The organism is Oceanobacillus halophilus, from assembly GCF_003628505.1.
Taxonomy (GTDB): Bacteria; Bacillota; Bacilli; order Bacillales; family Amphibacillaceae; genus Oceanobacillus; species Oceanobacillus halophilus.
The window spans coordinates 18786-39116 of record NZ_RBZP01000013.1 but is presented as its reverse complement, the minus strand read 5'-3'; the positions used below and the strand labels follow the sequence as shown (position 1 = coordinate 39116).

16 protein-coding genes and 1 pseudogene are annotated in these 20331 nt (G+C 38.6%); 4 read left to right on the top strand and 13 right to left on the bottom strand.

The annotated features are described in order from the left end of the window. Nucleotides 1-15 precede the first annotated feature (15 nt). The 3 genes from D8M06_RS14010 to D8M06_RS14000 all read right to left on the bottom strand — a co-directional run bounded on the left by D8M06_RS14010 (nt 16) and on the right by D8M06_RS14000 (nt 3032). Nucleotides 16-1011, bottom strand: a complete 996-nt coding sequence (locus D8M06_RS14010) for a glutaminase (protein WP_121205031.1) — start codon at nt 1009-1011, stop codon at nt 16-18. Nucleotides 1012-1190: 179 nt separating this feature from the next. Further along, nucleotides 1191-1931, bottom strand: a complete 741-nt coding sequence (locus D8M06_RS14005) for a lysophospholipid acyltransferase family protein (protein WP_121205030.1) — start codon at nt 1929-1931, stop codon at nt 1191-1193. Between the two features lie 345 nt (nt 1932-2276). Further along, on the bottom strand, nt 2277-3032 hold the full coding sequence (locus D8M06_RS14000; protein ID WP_121205029.1) for a CAP domain-containing protein: 756 nt from the start codon (nt 3030-3032) through the stop codon (nt 2277-2279). A gap of 510 nt (nt 3033-3542) precedes the next feature. Between D8M06_RS14000 and mreBH the strand changes: the two genes are divergently transcribed. The 3 genes from mreBH (at nt 3543) to D8M06_RS13980 (ending at nt 7309) form a co-directional block, all read left to right on the top strand. Continuing rightward, entirely contained in the window at nt 3543-4550 is a 1008-nt protein-coding gene (gene mreBH / locus D8M06_RS13990; RefSeq protein ID WP_121205027.1) for a rod-share determining protein MreBH, read from the top strand. A 405-nt stretch (nt 4551-4955) separates the two neighbouring features. Beyond that, entirely contained in the window at nt 4956-6107 is a 1152-nt protein-coding gene (locus D8M06_RS13985; protein WP_121205026.1) for a CaiB/BaiF CoA transferase family protein, read from the top strand. Next, entirely contained in the window at nt 6104-7309 is a 1206-nt protein-coding gene (locus tag D8M06_RS13980) for an acyl-CoA dehydrogenase family protein (protein ID WP_121205025.1), read from the top strand. Before D8M06_RS13985 ends, D8M06_RS13980 begins: the two co-directional genes overlap by 4 nt. A 298-nt stretch (nt 7310-7607) precedes the next feature. Here the strand turns inward: D8M06_RS13980 and D8M06_RS13975 are convergent, their stop codons facing one another. The 5 genes from D8M06_RS13975 to D8M06_RS13955 are packed head-to-tail and all read right to left on the bottom strand — an operon-like array spanning nt 7608 to nt 13522. Further along, nucleotides 7608-7937 (bottom strand): DUF3870 domain-containing protein, encoded by a 330-nt coding sequence (locus tag D8M06_RS13975; RefSeq protein WP_121205024.1) that lies wholly within the window; start codon nt 7935-7937, stop codon nt 7608-7610. A gap of 45 nt (nt 7938-7982) precedes the next feature. After that, nucleotides 7983-9143: a saccharopine dehydrogenase family protein gene (locus D8M06_RS13970; protein ID WP_421904511.1), complete on the bottom strand. Its 1161-nt coding sequence runs from the start codon at nt 9141-9143 to the stop codon at nt 7983-7985. A gap of 33 nt (nt 9144-9176) precedes the next feature. Then, the gene (locus D8M06_RS13965; protein WP_121205022.1) at nt 9177-10670 is read right to left on the bottom strand and encodes an aldehyde dehydrogenase family protein; all 1494 of its coding nucleotides are present in this window, start codon (nt 10668-10670) and stop codon (nt 9177-9179) included. A 15-nt stretch (nt 10671-10685) separates the two neighbouring features. Further along, a complete protein-coding gene (locus D8M06_RS13960) occupies nt 10686-12344 on the bottom strand; it encodes a thiamine pyrophosphate-dependent enzyme (protein ID WP_421904494.1) in 1659 nt (552 codons plus the stop codon). Further along, nucleotides 12341-13522, bottom strand: coding sequence for an aminotransferase class I/II-fold pyridoxal phosphate-dependent enzyme (locus D8M06_RS13955; protein ID WP_121205021.1), 1182 nt, complete (start codon nt 13520-13522; stop codon nt 12341-12343). Before D8M06_RS13955 ends, D8M06_RS13960 begins: the two co-directional genes overlap by 4 nt. A gap of 249 nt (nt 13523-13771) precedes the next feature. Between D8M06_RS13955 and D8M06_RS13950 the strand changes: the two genes are divergently transcribed. Further along, a complete protein-coding gene (locus D8M06_RS13950; RefSeq protein ID WP_121205020.1) occupies nt 13772-15115 on the top strand; it encodes a sodium-dependent transporter in 1344 nt (447 codons plus the stop codon). Nucleotides 15116-15795: 680 nt separating this feature from the next. On the opposite strand, the gene D8M06_RS13945 is transcribed toward D8M06_RS13950, so the two are convergent. The 5 genes and pseudogenes from D8M06_RS13945 to ribB form a co-directional block, all read right to left on the bottom strand. Next, nucleotides 15796-16464, bottom strand: a complete 669-nt coding sequence (locus tag D8M06_RS13945; protein WP_121205019.1) for a hypothetical protein — start codon at nt 16462-16464, stop codon at nt 15796-15798. A 416-nt stretch (nt 16465-16880) separates the two neighbouring features. Then, nucleotides 16881-18767 carry an ABC-F family ATP-binding cassette domain-containing protein gene (locus D8M06_RS13940; RefSeq protein ID WP_121205018.1) on the bottom strand — a complete coding sequence of 629 codons (1887 nt, stop codon included), beginning with the start codon at nt 18765-18767 and terminating at the stop codon, nt 16881-16883. 27 nt (nt 18768-18794) lie between these two features. Continuing rightward, complete coding sequence (locus D8M06_RS13935) at nt 18795-18995, bottom strand: hypothetical protein (RefSeq protein ID WP_241558954.1); 201 nt, start codon at nt 18993-18995, stop codon at nt 18795-18797. Between the two features lie 100 nt (nt 18996-19095). Then, entirely contained in the window at nt 19096-19569 is a 474-nt protein-coding gene (gene ribH, locus D8M06_RS13930) for a 6,7-dimethyl-8-ribityllumazine synthase (protein ID WP_121205017.1), read from the bottom strand. Between the two features lie 141 nt (nt 19570-19710). Then, nucleotides 19711-20319, bottom strand: a pseudogene (ribB, locus tag D8M06_RS13925) (3,4-dihydroxy-2-butanone-4-phosphate synthase); the annotation flags it as partial. Nucleotides 20320-20331 lie beyond the last annotated feature (12 nt).

Below are 20331 nucleotides of genomic sequence, written 5' to 3'. Positions count from 1 at the left end.
TAGTCATTCACCCCATTAAAATATACTCAAATCCCATTGTTTTGCTATATGTCGGAGTAAGCGAATTCCTGCAATACTATTCCCTTGTTGATCAAGTGCCGGTCCATAGACTCCTATTCCGCAACCATTTATAAATGGTAATTCCTCATTCCTAGCTCTTGGTGGGGATACGGCAATAATTCCACCTGACACACCGCTTTTTGCTGGAATACCAACATAGGCTGCAAACTTCCCGGAAGCATCATACATTCCACATGTCAGCATTAAGGCTTTTGCCAGTCGAGCAACCTGCCTCGGAATAATCTCAAGACCAGTTTTCGGGTCTTCTCCATCATTTGCCAGAATCATACCTAAACGAGCTAAATCCTGTAGAGATATTTCAATTGAACACTGTTTAAAATACGTTTCCAGTGTTAAATCCAAATCAGATTCCAAGTACCCTAGCTCTACTAAATAATAGCCAATAGCTCGATTACGGACAGAGGTTTCTTTTTCAGACTTGAATACATCCACATTTAACGGTGGGTGGTAACCCAAGATTTCTTCAAACAGCTGAAACAATGGCTTCAATTTCTCATCGGACGTTTTTCCGTTTAGCAAGGAAGTCACCGTTATTGCCCCTGCATTTATAAACGGATTAAACGGCTTTTTCAACTGTTTCATTTCCAGATGCATAATGGAATTAAATGCCTCACCTGTAGGCTCAACATCTACGCGATCTAAGACATACGTTACTCCTCTTTCCATACATGCTACAATAAATGTAAAAACTTTGGAAATACTTTGTATCGTAAAAGGAATATTAACATCTCCAGACTCAATCATAGCCCCGTTATTTCCTATAATAGTGATTCCTAGATGCTCTTTATTTGATTGCTGCAACATTGGTATGTAAGATGCAAGCTCCCCTTCATTCGTGTGTTTCCGATAAAAGTTCACCCAATCATCTACATAATTTTGCAGCCACTCTTTTGTTAATTTTGTATTTTGATTAACAGCTCCTTGTACCAAAAAAACCACCTCACATGGTAGTAGTTTGTGTATCTATTCAGGAAAATTGCATCAAAATTAATATTGTTTTTTTAAGTTAGGAATCAACATACTAGCACTTGTAAGAAAAATTTAATTGCGCCTTCAAATTAAAGACACACAAAGTTAAAGGCCAAATCAAATCGATTTGACCTGCATAATTAATATATTTCCTGTGGGGCTCTCTGTTGAATTTCCAGCAAATTTGCCTCCACTTCTTCTTGTACTTTCACCGCTAATTCCTTGCTTTTCCATTCATTGTATTTCTCTGGATAAATAGGATCAAGAATTGTCAAGGATATGGTTGAAGATTTAATTCGGCCACCATTCGCTTCAAGTATAGGATATGTCCCATCAATTGCTAGAGGAACAATTGGTACGTTAGCCTTTGTTCCTAGCCGGAAGCTACCAGCTTTAAATTCATTAATTTCTCTTCCTTCTCCCCTTGTTCCTTCTGGGAAAATAACCATCGAGTGTCCGTTCTTTAAATTATTTGTTCCTTGCTGTATGGCCCTAATCGATTGACGTCTATCTGCTCGGTCAATGAATACACAGTGAATAAGCTCCATCCATGTACTAATAATAGGAAGTCTCTTTATTTCCTTTTTAGCAATAAATCCAACTGGTTTTCCTAAGTAACCTAAAATCGTTAGGATATCAAATAATCCTTGATGATTCGCGACATATAATACCGCGCCATCCGGTATCTTTTCCTGACCCTTTACATGTACATCAGTTCCTGTATATTCAATCACTTTTCTTGAAACATGTTTTGGTTCCACAAATAATTGTTCATCATTCGTCTGTTTTTTCGCTACCAGTTTCTTCGACTTTTGTAAATTAAAAACAGTACCGATAACAAGAAATGCTGCATATATGTAAGTTCCTACGGTGCGTAACAAGATAGCAACCCTCCCTATTATGAAATTATACTATTAAATCGTTTCTATTGGGAATATAAAAACACTGCAGTATAAGATAATTTACATTAGAAAAACACGCATGCGCAGTTATGCTTTTTACGCGAGGAGCTGAAGCCGTGCCGCGAACCGCAAGTATTCTGTCGGAGGGAATGGCAGCACAAAACATCCATAAAAGCGAGAACTACACTATTCTTAATTAAATCAACAATTTCCATCAACGGTACAACTTCAAAAAGCAACAAACAATACGGAAAGAGCCTTTCAATAAAAAAACAAAGACATTCACACATTAAATGTGCAAATGCCTTCGTTTGTGTTAATAGCTTATTTTCCGATAAATTGTTGGGTCCAGTGGTTTCCTTGTTCAACATATCCAACACCAATATGAGTAAAGTTTTCGTTTAAGATATTGGCACGGTGTCCTTCACTGTTCATCCAGCCATTTACTACTTCTGCTGGAGTGCGTTGACCTTTGGCAATATTCTCACCTGCTGTTCGGTAAGTTACACCAAAGCTCTTCATCATATCAAATGGTGAACCATATGTTGGACTATTATGGTCGAAATAATTGTCCGCTGCCATATCACGGGATTTTTCTCGTGCTACCTTACTTAATTCTGTATCAATTTGTAGAGATGATAAGCCATGCTTTGCTCTTTCTTGATTGGTTAATTCGACTACCTCTTGTTCAAATTGACTTAGTTCCGAATCTGCGCTTTGTTCTTGCTCCGTTTCTTCTGCTTGTTCAGGTACAGGTTCGTTCACTTGTTCCTCTGCAGGTTCATCAGAAACTGGATTTTCGGTTTTTTCTTGTTTAGGCTGCTCATTTTGTTTTGGCTCTTCTTTTGGAACTGGCTCTGATTGATAATTATCCCAATTCACATTGTACTTTTTCATGAATTTATTCAATAGATTATTTATTTTTGCTTGAGCTTCTTCACCATTCAGACTGCCAATTTCTCCATTAATAGAGTAATAGACTTGATGTGAGTTGTAAGATTCAGCGTCTACTGTATCAAAAGCTCCTCCAAAAATAAAAGCAGCTGATAAAGCAGTTACCATACCGATTTTTTTAAGCATTTATTTTCCTCTCCTTTTTTAGGTACATCTGTATATCTGTCTTGCCCCTTCATCATAGCACGTGTTTTTTGTAACAATTCAGGAATTAATTCCCATTGATCGCTTAAATAATTTTTGTGTTTTTTTTCTAATTAGACTGAACCCTTGTCCTAGCTCATAATGATAGATTTACGTTAGTATCTACACGTTTGGAAGCAAATTCATAATTTGGAATTAAATTCCTGCAAAATAATATTGACAGCATATTAAACACCCCACTTTTGTTACAAACTAAGTTTACTTGTAATTGAAATGTTACTTGCTTTGTTGGTGTGTTAGGTTTACTTTTATATATAGCTTCATATGACTGTGAAGAAAATGCCTTAGAAAAATAACTTTTCATCTTACTTTGCAGAAGAAATTTTTCTGTAAAAAATATCATAAGAATAACATGGATAACACCCCCACAAATCATCCATATTAATAGAATTCTTTATATAAGAAGAAATTGACATCATTGGAGGAAGTATTATGTTTTCAAATGCAGAAATCGGCATAGATTTAGGTACTGCAAATATTCTTATCTATTCCAAATCAAAAGGAATTGTTTTAAATGAGCCATCTGTTGTGGCAATTGATATAAATACAAAACAAGTAGTTGCTGTAGGTGCGGACGCAAAAGAAATGATTGGTAAAACACCAAAAAACATTGTTCCAATACGCCCATTGAGAGATGGTGTTATTGCGGATTATGATGTCACTGCTCAAATGTTAAAGGCACTGCTTAAGAAAGTAAGTAAGAAGGCTGGAATATCGACCAGAAAACCAACTGTCGTTGTATGTACACCATCTGGCAGTACCTCTGTGGAAAGACGTGCGATTCATAACGCAGTAACCAGCTATGGCGCAAAAAATGTGCATTTAATTGAAGAACCAGTAGCTGCAGCAATTGGAGCCGATTTGCCAGTAGATGAACCAACGGCAAATGTAGTTGTCGATATCGGTGGCGGTACTTCTGAAGTTGGAATCATTTCCTTTGGTGGTGTCGTTGCATGTAACTCTGTACGTGTTGCCGGCGACAGTTTAGATGATGAAATTATTCAATACGTGCGTAAACAATACAATGTTCTCATCGGGGAACATACAGCGGAACAAATAAAAATGGAAATCGCCTATGCCCACCCTAAACACGAAGAAATGACGATGGATATTCGTGGCCGTGATATGGTAACAGGTTTACCGAAAACGATCGAGATTACCTCCATGGAAATCTACCACGCCATCAAAGAATCCCTGGAACAAATTCTAGATACCATTCGTGCTACACTGGAAGAATGTCCACCAGAATTGAGCGGCGATATAGTCGACCGAGGTATTGTGTTAACAGGCGGCGGAGCTCTTCTAAACGGTATGAAGGATTGGATAGCTGATAAAATTAATGTCCCTGTTCACATGGCTCCAAATCCACTTGAATCCGTAGCTATTGGTACTGGACGAGCATTAAAAATGATAACCAAATTACAAAAAGCAGCAAAATAAAGTTGAAAACTCATGTATAAATTAAGTACATGAGTTTTTTCATGCTGTAATCGCACCTTTTTCTGTTACGCCGGTGTGGTAAAACCTCTTTTCATCATCAGTTAATCGTAAACGTGAAAACAATATTACTTATTTTTAAAATAATTTTAAAAAATCAACAAGAAACCGTTTACAAAATGTTCATCCTGTTCTATAATAATAAATAATCAATCGTGTTCATAAATATTGTGTTTATCACACGATTCATTAAACCTACTTATATGTTACTGCCTAATCTGTTCACATTCCTTTTCCAGGTCTGTTCCAACAGATAAAAGCCAGTTCAATGTTAATTTACAGAGGTGATCTGTGATTAATTTGAACTGGCCTTTTTTTATATCGAAAAGTTGAAAGGAGTGAATAACAATGCCCGATGCCTTGGATAATATAAGAATTCTCGACTTATCGAGAGTATTAGCTGGCCCTTACTGCACGATGATTCTCGGTGATTTAGGTGCAGAGGTTATTAAAGTCGAAGCACCTGGCGGAAGTGATGAAACGCGCACTTGGGGTCCACCTTTTAAAAATAATGTTAGCGCCTATTATCTTAGTGCCAATCGGAATAAAAAGAGCATTACGGTCGATTTAAAATCGACAGAAGGCGTTCAATTAATAAAAGAACTGGTGAAGGAAAGTGACGTTGTTATCAATAATTTTAAGGCTGGGACAATGGACCGGCTAGGAATTGGCTATGACACACTTTCAGAAATTAATCCAAAACTGGTGTACTGCTCCATTACTGGTTTTGGTGAAAATGGGCCATATAAGGACTTACCTGGTTATGATTTTATCATCCAAGCCATGAGTGGACTAATGAGCATTACGGGAGATGAAGATTCCGGCCCACAAAAACTTGGTGTCGCAATCACCGATGTTTTGACAGGTCTATATGCTTGTATTGGTATTCAAGCTGCACTTTTAGAACGTACGCAATCAGAAAAAGGACAAAAACTAGATATTTCCTTATACGATACAGCGGTTAGTTCCCTTGTTAATATCGGCAGTAATTACTTAATGTCAGGAAAAATTCCGAAACCGCTTGGTAACAAACATGCCAACATTGTCCCGTATCAAACCTTCAAAACAGCAGATGGGGAAATGGTTATCGCTGTTGGCAATGATCAACAATATAAAAAATTATGTCAACTATTAGGGGTACCGCATCTTAGTGAAGATCCACGATTTATCACCAACCCAGACCGAGTCAAGCATAGAGAGATTTTAACCCCATTATTGCAAGAAGCATTTTCAACAAACGTCACTGCTTATTGGCAAGAAAAATGCAACGAAAACAAAATACCATGCGGACCTATTCAAAATATTGAGGAAGTAGTAAACGATCCGCAACTGCAGGAAAGAGACATGTTTATTGATTACGACCATCCAACTGCTGGTCCAATAAAAATGATTGGCAGCCCTTTAAAATTGTCAAGAACGCCTGTAACCGTAAGACATCACCCGCCTAATGCCGGTGAACATAATAACGAATATAAAATAGATGAGGAGAGGATAAAATGAATTTCGAATTCACAGAAGAACAAGTATTACTAAGAAAAACGGTAAGAGATTTTGTTGATAAAGAGATTATGCCTTATATCGGCGATTGGGATCGTGAGGGCAAGTTTGATCCAAATATCTATAACAGACTGGCTGAACTAGGATTAATGGGAGTTTGTATCCCCGAAGAGTATGGTGGAGCTGGCATGGATTATAATTCTCTTGCGATTGTATGTGAAGAATTAGAGCGTGGGGACACAGCATTTCGTACCGCAGTTTCTGTTCATACCGGATTAAATAGCATGACCCTTCTCCAATGGGGATCGGAGGAACAAAAACAAAAATACCTTACTCCACAAGCAGAAGGGAAGAAAATCGGTGCATTCGGTCTTACAGAACCTGGTGCCGGTTCAGATGTTGCTGCCCTTCAAACGACTGCAACAAAAGATGGAAATTACTATATTTTAAATGGACAAAAAACGTGGATTTCCCTATGTGATGTAGCAGATCATTTCGTGGTTTTTGCCTATACTGGAGATCGATCAGAAAAACATAAGGGTATCTCTGCATTTATTGTGGAACGAACTTGGGAAGGATTTTCATCGAAAGCAATTAAAGGAAAACACGGAATCCGTTCCGGTAATACTGGCGAGTTATTTTTTGATCAGGTGAAAGTACCGAAAGAAAACCTGCTTGGAGAAGAAGGGGAAGGATTTAAGATTGCAATGTCTGCCCTTGATAATGGCCGCTTCACCGTTGCCGCAGGAGCAGTGGGTCAAATCGTCGCCTGTCTGGAAGCAAGTGTGCAATATTGCCATGATCGAGCAACCTTCGGAAAAGAAATTGGAAAACATCAGCTTGTTCAGCAAATGATTGCCAAGATGGAAGCTGGTTTACAAATGAGCAGTCTGCTTGTATATCGTGCAGGAGAGTTAAAGAATCAAGGGAAACGAAATACTAGAGAAACTTCCCTAGCAAAATGGCAAGCATGTGACTTTGCCAATCGAGCTGCAGATGATGCCGTTCAAATTCACGGTGCCTATGGCTATTCCGATGAATATCCTGTTGAGCGTTACTTACGCAATTCAAAAGCACCGGTAATTTATGAAGGAACGCGCGAAATTCACACTGTCATGCAAGCGGAATACGTATTAGGATATCGAGAAGATAAGCAATTAAATAAGATGCTACCTGCATGGGAATCGCAGGAACTTGTAAAATAATTGAAGATTAAATACCTGCCTCGTGGTTTTGGATGAGGCAGGTATTTTTTAATTAATTTTCAGTTTTACTTTTGGAATTGGTGCGTTTAGCGGGGGGGAAGGGAGCTTTTCTCTGTTTATAGGTGGCTGCTGTCGGTTTATGGGCGTTTGTACCTGGTTTATAGGCGCTCCTCCCAGTTTATAGGCGCTCCTCCCAGTTTATAGGCGCTCCTCCCAGTTTATAGGCGTTCCTCCCAGTTTATAGGCGCTCCTCCCAGTTTATAGGCGCTCCTCCCAGTTTATAGGCGCTCCTCCCAGTTTATAGGCGCTCCTCTCCACCTGTTTCCACATATCCCTCATACTGCTTATACAAATCTTTCAATGCAGAGGCTAGTGCATTTCCCGCTTTTCCTAAATAATGCTCTTTGATAATACGAACTGGTTCTTCAATTCCTTCCTGCAAACTGTATCCTCTAAGGGAACGTTGTATAAAATCTCTTCCATGCTCTGTTGCTAGCGTACAGTTTGCTGCTACAATTACTCCGTACTTTTTATCAATCTCAGCAGTAATTGTCAGCGTTTCATACATACTTTTAGCTGCCATTCCAGATGGTAGTCGCGCATGTCCTGCTATAAATACGGTATTCATTCGTACTCAGATCCTTTCTGCGATAACTAGTTTAATAGATGCATATTATACTTCCTTAATTGTTACTCCACGTTTGGCCATTTCTTTGATGTATACATCTCCTGGGACGATTTTTTCCGGTGGATATACACCTTTATCTTTTATTATGCCACTTCCTATCATTTGTGCAACAGCTGAGATTGTATTTGCTGTTGCTCGGGCCATTGCCGTGACATTGGTATTTCTGTCTTTATAGGTAACCATTTCAAATTGGTGGGTTGCTGGTTTTCCATCCTTTGCCCCTGACACAGTTACTCGCAGTAAGACTACATCGTCTTTGTCCCCTAATTCCACGATTGGATCAAGGACTTTTAAAAATACTTCTCTTGGACTGATTCGGTTCCCATCGACAACCACTTCATAATCCTTGCGTGTTAAATTTAGATCAACCAATAATTTAAATTTCTCCGCATGTCCCGGATAACGGATGGTTTTATATTCTAGTTCTTCCAAATCAGGATACGAGATGGATAAAGTCGAGGTCCCACCAGAAGTATGAAAGGCCTCCAATGGACCGAATTTCTCGAAGTGCACCTCTTCCACTTCGGTTAGAGAAGGTATTTCTTGCTTCATCCCATCTCTAATAATCAATGCAGGATCTGTGTAATGATCAAAAACCCCTTCCATCGAAAAAACATGATTATACTCAAATGGAGCTTCCGGCCTTAAAGGAATGCCACCAACATATAATTTAATAGAATTTGGATTATCTAATTTACTAGCTCCATAACCAGATAAAATATTAATCATACCTGGAGCCACGCCAAGATCAGGAATTAACGTAACTCCTGCCTGCCTGGCTTCATTATCGAGCTCCAACACTTTATCCGTAATATGTCCGATATGCCCACCGAGATCAACAGAATTCACTCCAACTTTTATTGCAGTCTTGGCTACGATCTCATTAAAGGAATAGAATAATGCATTGATAATAACATCAAATTGTTTCATGTAATCCTCTAACTCTTTTGGATTACTAGCATCCACTTGATAAGCAGTTAGTTTATCTGAGCCAAGTAAATCGCAAACTTCCTTTGCTCTGTCCATATCAAGATCTGCTAAACCAACTGCACTCACTCCTTGACTGCTTGCTAAGTCTCTCGCTGCTTCCTTTCCCATTAATCCTGATCCTAAGACACCTACTTTCATCTCATTACCTCCAGTTATTTCCAATGTTGTCTTTATAAAATGAACCACTAATTAGTCAACATCAATTTGTGCGCGCTGCAATTTTCCGCTGTAATCCACATATACTGCTTTCCATTCTGTAAATACATCCAAAGCCTGGACACCGGAATCACGATGACCATTCCCTGTACCCTTTGTACCTCCAAATGGCAAGTGAATCTCTGCACCTGTTGTCCCCGCATTAACGTAAACAATACCTGTATCTAAATCACGTTGTGCCTGAAACACACGATTGACATCTCTTGTGAAAATGGAACTAGACAGGCCAAATGAAACGCCATTATTCACTTCGATTGCTTCTTCCAGATTTTTTACAGGAATTAAAGAAACGACAGGTCCAAAAATTTCTTCTTGTGCAATGCGCATATCGGCTTTGGCATCGGTAAATAAAGTCGGCGCAAAAAAGTGTCCACCTTGATAGCCAACACCAGTCAGTTCATAACCACCTTCTAAAAGGGTAGCTCCTTCTTCTTTTCCAATATCCATATAACTCTTGATCTTTTCAAGTCCAGCTTTATTTATAATGGGGCCAACTTTAATCGACTCATCCAGACCGTTTCCAATGGTTAAATCTTTCATTGCTTCAAGCAGCTTATCCTCCAATTCTTCCTTGACCGATTCATGAACAATAACCCGACTGCATGCGGTACAGCGCTGACCGCTCGTGCCAAACGCACTCCATAATATACCTTCTACTGCAAGATCTAAATCGGCATCATCCATAACAATGACCGCATTTTTCCCGCCCATTTCCAAGGATACTTTCTTTAATTGCTTGCCACAGTCTGAAGCAATGTTTCGACCCACATCATTGGATCCAGTGAAGGAAATAACACGTATGTCTTTATGATGCACCATTTTATTTCCTGTTTCTGATCCACTTCCAAAAACAACATTTATAACGCCTTTAGGAAGTCCCGCTTCTTCAAAAATCTTTGCTAGCTCATAAGCCATAATGGGGGTTTCTGTTGCCGGTTTCCATACGACAGCATTTCCAGCAACAATAGCAGGGAAAGATTTCCATGTTGCAATGGCGATTGGAAAATTCCAAGGTGTTATAATACCAACCACTCCAACAGGAACACGCTGACTCATGGCAAATTTATTTTTTAGTTCAGCAGGTGTCGTTTGGCCGAATAAACGTCTTCCTTCTCCGGCCATGTAAAATGCCATATCTATCCCTTCCTGAACTTCCCCTCTTGCTTCCTCCAGTACTTTTCCATTTTCCATCGTTAACAGTTGCGATAGCCTTTCTTTTCTCTCTTTTAATAGATTTCCAACTTCATAAAGAATCTCTGCGCGTTGTGGTGCTGGCACTAATGCCCATTCTTTTTGTGCTTTCTTTGCTGCAGCAACTGCCTCATTAACACTACTTTCTCCCGATAAAGGGACTTGAACGATTTCTTCTCCAGTAGCAGGATTAATAACTGGTGTAGTCTTCACTGGCTCTATCCATTTTCCATCAATATAATTTGCTAGTTTCGTCGTATCTAAAGAAACTGCCATTTAACGAATCCCCCTTTAACGTTTTCGAATTTGTGAGATGGTACTCGAAACAGAAATTTGTTCTTTATCCGTTAAAATTTCAATTACGACTGGTCCCTTCCGCTTCAGGGCATCATCAAGCGCTTTCTTAAAAGCATCCGATGTAGCGACTTGGAATGCATCTACCCCCATACTCCCTGCTAAGTCTTTAAAGGACACAGAACCTAGATCCGTACCAATCACTTTTTTGGGAAAGTGAATTTCTTGATGCATGCGAATCGTTCCATACATACTATTGTTGAAAACAAGACATATGACAGGAATGTTGTACCGTACTGCTGTTTCGAGGTCTTGAGCAGTCATGATAAAACCGCCATCACCAGATAATGAAACAACCTGCTTCTTCGGAAGAGCAAGTTTTGCCCCAAGCGCTGCCGGCATCCCATACCCCATGGCCCCAGAAGTAGGACCAATGTATGTATGCTTTTTTCTGAAAGGATAATAACGATGTAGCCAACCGGCAAAATTTCCAGCATCATTGGTCAGTAAACTGTCGTTCGAAAGCTTTTCTTCTAAAATGGAAATTACATGCTTATGAATGGAGTCATTATCTGAAACTTTTAAATCGCTCACTAGTTCAAATGCCTTTCTTTTATCTTCCACCCATTTCTGCCATCCAGATTTTGGTGACGTGTTCCTATTTAATAGAGCTAATGCTTCTCTAATGTCTGCAACAATCCCTACATCAGGAGCAAAAACTTTTCCAATTGTTTCATAGGATATATCCATATGGATTAATTTCTTATCTGCTGTAATGATAGAATAGTCCTGTGTTGTTACTTCCGATAACCTTGTGCCGATTGCTAAAATAGTGTCGGCTTCTCTCACGGTTTGCAAAATCTCTTTCGGTGTTCCAAGCCCTAAATGACCAACATATAATGGATGATCATTTGGGAAGACATCCTGCCGACGAAAAGCAGCCATAACTGGGATTCCCCATTTTTCTGCAAAGCTTACTAAAACATCTTCTGCATGTGCACTCTTCACCCCACCACCAGCAATAATCAGCGGTTTCTTCACATATAAAAGCAGTTCTTTTACTCGATTGATTTCTTTGTTGGACGGTGCGGGTCTTGGAACAGGAGTTACTGGAGCAAATTGCATGACTGCTTCTTCTGGTAGAACATCTTCAGGCAAAGAAATAACAACAGGACCTGGTCTGCCAGATTTTGCAATACGAAAAGCACGCTGAACCAATTCTGGTGTTCTTTCTGGGTCTCTTAGCTCCACTGCCCATTTGGATATAGGCTGCAGATACTGATCTAAATCAACTTCCTGAAATCCTTCCCTCCCTCGAAATTTACTGCTAACCTGACCTAAAAATACAACCATTGGAGTAGAGTCCTGATAAGCAGTATGGATGGCGATGGCTAGGTTACTAGCTCCTACTCCCCTCGTTGCGAATACTACCCCAGGGGTAAAGGATGCCTTCGCGTAACCTTCTGCCATAAAACCAGCACCACTTTCATGCCTAGCTGAAATTAGTTCAATAGAACTTTCATCATAGAAGGCATCGAGTACGGGCAAATAACTTTCACCTGGGACACAGAAAACATGGCGAACCCTTTCTCGTTTGATACATTCCACAATGGCTCTAGCAGTTGTTAATTTCTGCCTTTCTATATTCCTATTCACGAAGAATTCACCTCATTCAATTTTAGCTCTTTCCATCTTCTAATCACTTCTTCTAAACGGGCAACAGGTACCGTTAAGGCAATACGGACAAATCCTTCCCCACGTTGTCCAAATGCACTTCCAGGCGTAACGATAATCCCTGCTTTGTTTAATAGTAAATCCGCAAATTCCATGGAAGTGTAACTAGCTGGAACTTTTGCCCAAATAAAGAATGTTCCCTTTGGTTTTTGTGCATAAATCCCCAGTTTTAACAAAGCTGCATGAAAAAAGTCGATTCTCTCTTTATAGATTTGATTATTTTCCTTCACTGTTACAAAGTCACTTTGAAGTGCATGAGCAGCAGCTTTTTGGATAGCTAAAAACTGACTCGTGTCAATATTGCTTTTTAATGTAGCGAGTGATTGAATCATCTCTTTATTTCCTACTACATAACCAATCCGCCACCCTGCCATACTAAAGCTTTTAGATAGTGTGCCAAACTCTACCGCATGTTTTTTTGCATCTGCAACTTGCATAATACTTGGCGCTTTGTATCCGTCAAATGTCAACAAATCATAAGCAGCGTCATTGGCAATAGCAATCGAATTCCTTTTAGCAAATGAAACTGCTCTTTTATAAGTTGCTAAATTTACCGTTGCAGTGGTAGGATTGCACGGATAGTTAAGAAACATTAACTTTGCTGATTTGACATCTTTCTTCTGGATCCTTTCCAAAAGTGGTGTCCCGTCTATTTCATCTAAAGGCAAAGAAATACTCTTCCCGCCAGCAAGGTGGACAGCAGAACGATAAACAGGATAGCCCGGGTCAGGTACAAGCACCTTATCACCAGGATTTATGACCGACTGAACTAAGTTGGCAATCCCTTCTTTCGTACCAATTAATGTTAAAACTTCTGTCTCCGGATTCAAAGATACAGCATAATGTCTCTGATAAAAGTCCGCCACTGCCTCCCTAAATTCGTTACACCCACTATACGGCGAATACTTATGATTCTCAGGCTTCTTTGCTTCTTCCACCAGCTTTTGATAAATAAAGTTTGGTGTTGGTAAATCAGGTGCGCCAATTCCTAAATCAATCACATCCACACCTTTTGCTTGCAGTTCTTTTTTCTTCCGCTGAAATTCGGAGAATAAATAGGCCGGCAAGTTCTTCACTTTTCTGGAAACATACAATACCATCCCTCCTCCAAAAAATTTAGTGCTCTATTAAATCTTATTTCAAACGATAAAAGTTAAGACCAAATTCCATTTTATTAAAAGAGCGCTTATGATATACTGAATGAATTGTAAAGATTAATCCGTATAATCGTGTGTATTTGGCGGTAAGGGGAAAGTATCTTTTTCACAACGGACGCATGCACTACTCATCATCACAAGTTATATCGGACTGTAGCAACAAGAAAGATTTACCCTGAAAGGAATTCTTCTATGCAAAGAAAAAAACAACAATGGTCATCAAAAATCGGCTTCATTCTATCTTCAGCAGGTGCTGCGATTGGACTTGGAGCAATTTGGAAATTTCCATATATGACGGGTATGAATGGTGGAGGAGCATTTTTCTTACTATTTATAGCCTTTACTGTCATCATCGGGTTACCTATATTAATTGCAGAGTTTGTGGTTGGACGAGGAGCTGGTGAAGAAGCTGTTCGTGCGTATCAATCTCTTGCACCTAAAGGTATCACAAAATATATCGGGCATTGGGGAGTAGTCGGAGCCTTTTTGCTTTTATCTTTTTATAGCGTGGTTGGTGGTTGGGTGCTAATCTATAGCGCTCTTTCCATACCAGGATTCATTATACAAAATGGAGCTAACTATCCAGAATTATTCGGAACTATCACTGGAAGTCCGTGGATTACCATACTAGGATTAGCTTTATTTCTTTTAATCAATATCATTGTCGTCTCATTCGGAATTCAGGACGGAATTGAAAAGGCAAGTAAAATCTTAATGCCACTATTATTTATATTTTTTATCGTATTAGTAATTCGCGCTGTTACATTTGAAGGTGCGATCGAAGGAATTCGTTTCTTTCTGGAACCAGATTTTTCGAAATTGAATGCTGAGAACGTCTTATACGCACTTGGGCAATCCTTCTTTTCTTTAGCTGTCGGAATCTCTGTTATGGTGACTTACAGCTCCTATTTAGGAAAAGATGTTAGTCTTCCTGCGTCTGCAGGATCTGTTTCTTTAATGAATATCTTTGTATCACTTTTAGCAGGTCTAGCTATCTTTCCAGTTGTTTTTGCTTTTGGACTGGAACCAGCGGAAGGGCCTGGATTATTATTTATTGTCTTGCCAGAAGCGTTTGCAAGTATGCCATTTGGCGAACTGTTCTTAAGCATGTTTTTATTATTATTTTTATTCGCCGTGTTAACTTCATCATTTAGTATGTTGGAAATTATAACAGCTGCTTTTTCGAACAAGCATAATCGTTCTAGAAAAAAAGTTGCTACGATTACCGGGATCCTAGTTTTTATTGCTGGAATTCCGGCGGCGTTATCTTCTAGTACACTCGCTAACTTTAAAATCTTTGATAAAACGGTATTTGATGCCACTGATTTTCTAGTAAGTAATATCATGCTTCCAGCAGGATGCTTATTCATCGCTTTATTTATCGGGTTTAAAATGGATCGCCAGTTAGTCAAACAGGAATTTACAGCTGGGAACAATTTAGGTAATTCACTCTTTACAACATGGTTCCAAATTATACGCTGGCTTGTTCCAGTAACGATTGTGATTGTCTTCTTAACTACATTAGGTATTATCTGAAAAAAGTCCCACAATTTGGTTTATTACCAAGTTGCGGGACTTTTTATAATTTTGCATTAAGAGTACTTTAAGATGATTCATACGCACATAACCTTAATATCAACAAATTTCATTAATGAAAAGGCTCTTTTCTAAAAGATTGTTGCTTTTTAACATGACTTTACCTTATATTTTGTTATAGAATGCGAATTTCTTTAATTAAAGATAAATGTAGTGCCTTGTTGATTTCCGCTCCGGGCAGTCGCTTTCCGCGGGCGGCTGATGAGCCTCCTCGTGCTATCGCACTGCGGGGTCTCATCTAGGCCTATCCTCCCGCAGGAGTCGACTGCCCTCCGCTCCAATCAACCTGCTTAATAGTGGTAGCCTTATCTATATCTATAGAGTCTTTATAAAATGCTTGGAAGTTATAAAGCACCAAATTAGCGAAGGAAATACACGGAGACTCCTGCGGGAAGAAAAGCCTAGGTGAGACTAAGGAGAGCGTTAGCTCGGAGTAGGCTCAGCAGCTCCCGCGGAAAGCGTAGTGTATTTCCGTAGCGAATGTATAGCAGTATTCTTAATTAAGTAATTCTGAATTAAATAAATCAAGAATTACTATCAACTGAAAACTTCAAAAAACAAGAAGCTATACGAAAAAGAGCCAATAAAAAAACGCCCTACTTGAGCGTTTTTTATCATTCCTAGTCTTCATCAAATTGATAGAGCAATTCATAGCGGTTTTCATCAAGGAGTTCTGCTACGTGTACTCGTACGCCATGTCCGAAAACCACTTCATCTTCTGTCATAGCGACTATCATAGCTTTTGTCTGATTCTGTACATCTAAATAGATGTCACCCACTACTGGTTTTAACGTATCATCTTTCTCTGCTAAGTACGAGATGGACTCATCTTGTAATTGTTGTTCTTCTGGAACTAGACTCTTATCAAAATAAGCGATTTCCTGACTTGCGTCTTTCTTCCCAGGAACCATAACAACATATTCATTATGTTTTACACCATTGTCTCGTGTAGTCACAACGTTTCCATCTTCCACACTTTCCACTTTTTCAATCTCATTTAAAGAATAATGGTCAAGGAAATCTGGAGCTGGTTTTACGATTAAAATGTAGTCACCAGGTTCTGCCTTTTCATTTTCATCAATGGTATACCGTTTCCCGTAGAAAATAAATGTATCATTATTTTTAGGTTTGTATAGTTGAATTTCGCTCGCTTGGGTTAGAACCTGTTGCATATCCTTTAGTCGATATAAGTGCACGGACCTTTTAAACATTGGTTTTACGGAATAGACTTTATGCAATTCATTTTTGTAGAAAACAAATTGACCTTTTCTTACCTGAAAAAGTTTCATTTTGTTCCTCCTTTTTCTTCTTTAAGTAATAGAAATAAAAGTAGGACTATGAATGGTTTGAATGTCCAACTCTTATTCGTGAATTCTACTTTCGTTTAGTATAAGTTCAATTATGAGTTATCATTCCATATTCGCCAACTTTTACTCATAAATTTCCATTAAATGAGCAATTATATAATAGATAGCTGCTCGCTTTTTCATGCAACCTAGCAGAAACACATCTTTTACTAGTTACTTCTATGGTTCCTATGTCCTTTTTTGAGACTAATTACCAGTTTAAACCATTCGATGACAAATGTGAAGTCTCTAATTTACTTTATATATATCCGTATGAACAATATTAAAAACCTCTATTACTGCACTTTCTGTTCCATTGTAAAAAGGCAACGTTCCAAGGGGCTTCGCTGCCTTTTTGTTTAATTACTATTTTCTATTTCTTCTATTAGTAAAGATAATTCTTCCCATCGTTCCATCTTTTCCTCGAGTTCGGTCTCTACTTTTTGTTGTTCTTTGAATAAATCTTGTACCTTTTCTGCATCACTTCCAGCTTCAGCAATGTTAGCCTGGTACTCTTCAATTTTAGCTTCTAATTCCATAATCTGATCTTCAATTTGTTCCCATTCTTTTTGATCATTATACGAGAGTTTTTTCTTCTGCTTCTTAGGTTTTGGTTTTTCTTTCGCCTTTTCAGTGCTTGCTTGTATGCTTTTTTCTGATTCCTTTTTCTCCAGGAACTCGCTATAGTTACCGTAAAAATGATCAATATTTCCTTGACCTTTAAAAACTAATAAATGGTCAACTACTCGATCTAGGAAATAGCGATCATGGGAAACCGTAATGACCACACCTGGAAATTGGTCAAGGTATTCTTCCAAAACACTTAATGTTTGTGTATCCAGATCATTGGTAGGCTCATCTAAAAACAGTACATTCGGTTCTGTCATTAATATCTTTAGAAGATACAGACGGCGCCTTTCTCCACCTGAAAGTTTTCGAATATACGTATACTGGTCTGCTCTTGAAAATAAAAACCGCTCCAACATTTGCTCTGCAGTAATCACCTGACCATCTTTCGTGTGGATTACTTCAGCAACTTCTTTAATATAATCAATAATTCGTAAGCTGTCATCCAGTTCCTCATCGCCTTGTGTATAATACCCGACTTTTACCGTTTCGCCAATATCTAATTCGCCCTTATCAGGCATTAAGCGTTCAGCCATAATATTAAGAAGAGTAGACTTTCCAGAACCATTTGGCCCTACAATACCAATACGATCCCCAGGTACGACCAAATGACTAAACGAATCAATTAGCAGATTCCCAGCAAATTCTTTTGTAATGTCATTTAATTCGATGACCTTTTTCCCAAGTCTGGTAGAACCAACCTGAAACTCTAGATTTTCCTTTTTCGTATCAAACGTTTTTTCTTTCATATCATGAATTCGTTCAATTCGGGCCTTCTGCTTGGTAGATCGAGCTTTTGCTCCTCGTTTCAGCCATGCAAGTTCACGTCGTAACGTATTTTGATGTTTTAATTCACTGCTTGCCTCAAGTTCCTCGCGCTCTGCTTTTTTCTCAAGGAATAATTGATAGTTTCCATCATAGATGTACATATTCCCCTTATCCAACTCAAAAATCTTCGTAGTAACTCGGTCCAAGAAATACCTATCATGCGTTACCAGGAGCAAAGAGCCTTTATAGGTTTGCAAATATTTTTCCAACCACTCTACGGTTTCATTGTCGAGATGGTTGGTTGGTTCATCTAATATTAGCAAATCTGCAGGCTGAATCAGTGCTTTGGCAATGGCAACTCGCTTTTTCTGTCCACCTGATAACTCAGATATTCTCTTATTAAATTCCGTTATCCCTAATTTCGTTAATACTGTTTTGGCTGTTGTATTTGCATCCCATGCATCTTCTTCATCCATTTTTTGCTGCCATTTCATTAAATTATCTTGGTGTGCTTGATTATTTGTATCTATCTGCAATTGCAGAAGGGCTGCTTCGTAGTTTCTCATTAATTTCATTATAGCAGCTTCTCCGTAATAGATTTGTTCGATTACTGTTAAGTCCGGATCGAGTGTTGGTTCCTGTGCCAGATATTCAATATGATAATCTCTTGGATGGTGAATGGTACCTTTTTCTGCAGAATCTACTCCGGCAATCACTTTTAAGAAACTGGATTTCCCAGTACCATTAACACCAATAACTCCAATCCGTTCATTTTCTGTTATCGTACAGGTTATATCTCGAAATAGTATTTTTTCCCCGTAGGATTTATATAAATTCTCAACCTTTAACATATAAAATCTTCCTCTTCTGGCTAAAACTTATTTTGTTGATTTTTCTTTTCTCTCTCGCATAAATACCTTGATAATTCCGACAAGTATGAAAAGCATCCAGGATGTAACTAAATAAAATATGATTCTACTAGCCTCGTTCATATCACTATAAAACATAAGCATGCCAATCCATATTATTGCTATTAACACAAATTGTCCTAATAATAGTTTGATGGCAATCTCCCCCACATCTGTACTCTATGTCTTAGTTTAGCTTAGAAATCATGAAATTTCCACTTAGAGAAAAAAAGTCGAGAATGCTAATCATCTGCAATTCTCGACCATCTTTCTATTCAGATTCCATCATTTTAATAATATTTGCCATTTCTATTGCTGATACAGCTGCTTCTGAACCTTTGTTGCCAGCCTTTGTACCTGCACGTTCGATTGCCTGTTCGATTGTCTCTGTTGTTAAAACACCAAATATTACAGGTTTTCCGCTTTGATTGGAAGCATTTGCTACTCCTTTTGCTACTTCATTGCATACATAATCAAAATGTGGAGTAGAGCCTCGAATAACGGTTCCTAACGTAATTACTGCATCATATTTATCACTATCTGCCATTTTTTTTGCGATTAATGGAATTTCAAAAGCTCCAGGTATCCAAGCTACGTCTATATTCTCATCATTGACACCATGTCTTTTTAACGTATCAATTGTGCCGTCTAATAGTTTGCTGGTTATAAATTCATTAAACCTAGCTACTACAATTCCTATTTTTAAATCCGTGCCGACTAAATTTCCTGCAAAAGTATTTACCATGATATGTATCTCCTTTTTATTAGATTATTTGTATTTTTTAAATCGCAGTTTAGTTTAAAGTTATAAATCCGACATAAAGACATTTCTGCATTAACCTGCTTCGGAAATACACTACCCTTTTCGAGAACACACTCTCATTTAAATAACTGCTTTTTCTTTTTTACGATATGCTACTAAATCTGCTATCGTAATGAATTTCAAGTCAAATTTCCTGGCTATTTTTTCTAAATCAGGCATTCGAGCCATTGATCCATCTTCTTTAATAATTTCGCAAATGACTCCGGATGGGAAGGCTCCACTCAGGATTGCTAAATCAACCGCTGCTTCTGTATGCCCAGGGCGGGTTAATACGCCACCGTCTTTGGCAATCAATGGGAAGACATGACCAGGTTGCTTAAAATCTGCTGCTTGTACGTCCGGTTCAGTAATAGCCTGAATGGTTAAAGAGCGTTCAAAGGCACTGATTCCTGTTGTCGTTTTTACGTGATCAATGGAAACCGTAAAGGCTGTACTAAGTGGGTCTGTGCTTTCTTGAACCATTTGGTGAAGTCCCAGTTTTTTCGCATGACTAGCCTGTATCGGAGTGCAAACCAACCCTCTGCCATGAGTAATCATGAAATTTATTATTTCTGGTGTAGCCTTTTCGGATAAAGCAATAAAATCCCCTTCATTTTCCCGATTTTCATCATCACTTACAATAATTGGTTTTCCTTTTTTTAAGTCTTCGATTGCCTCTTGAATCGTGTTCATAATTATTTCCCT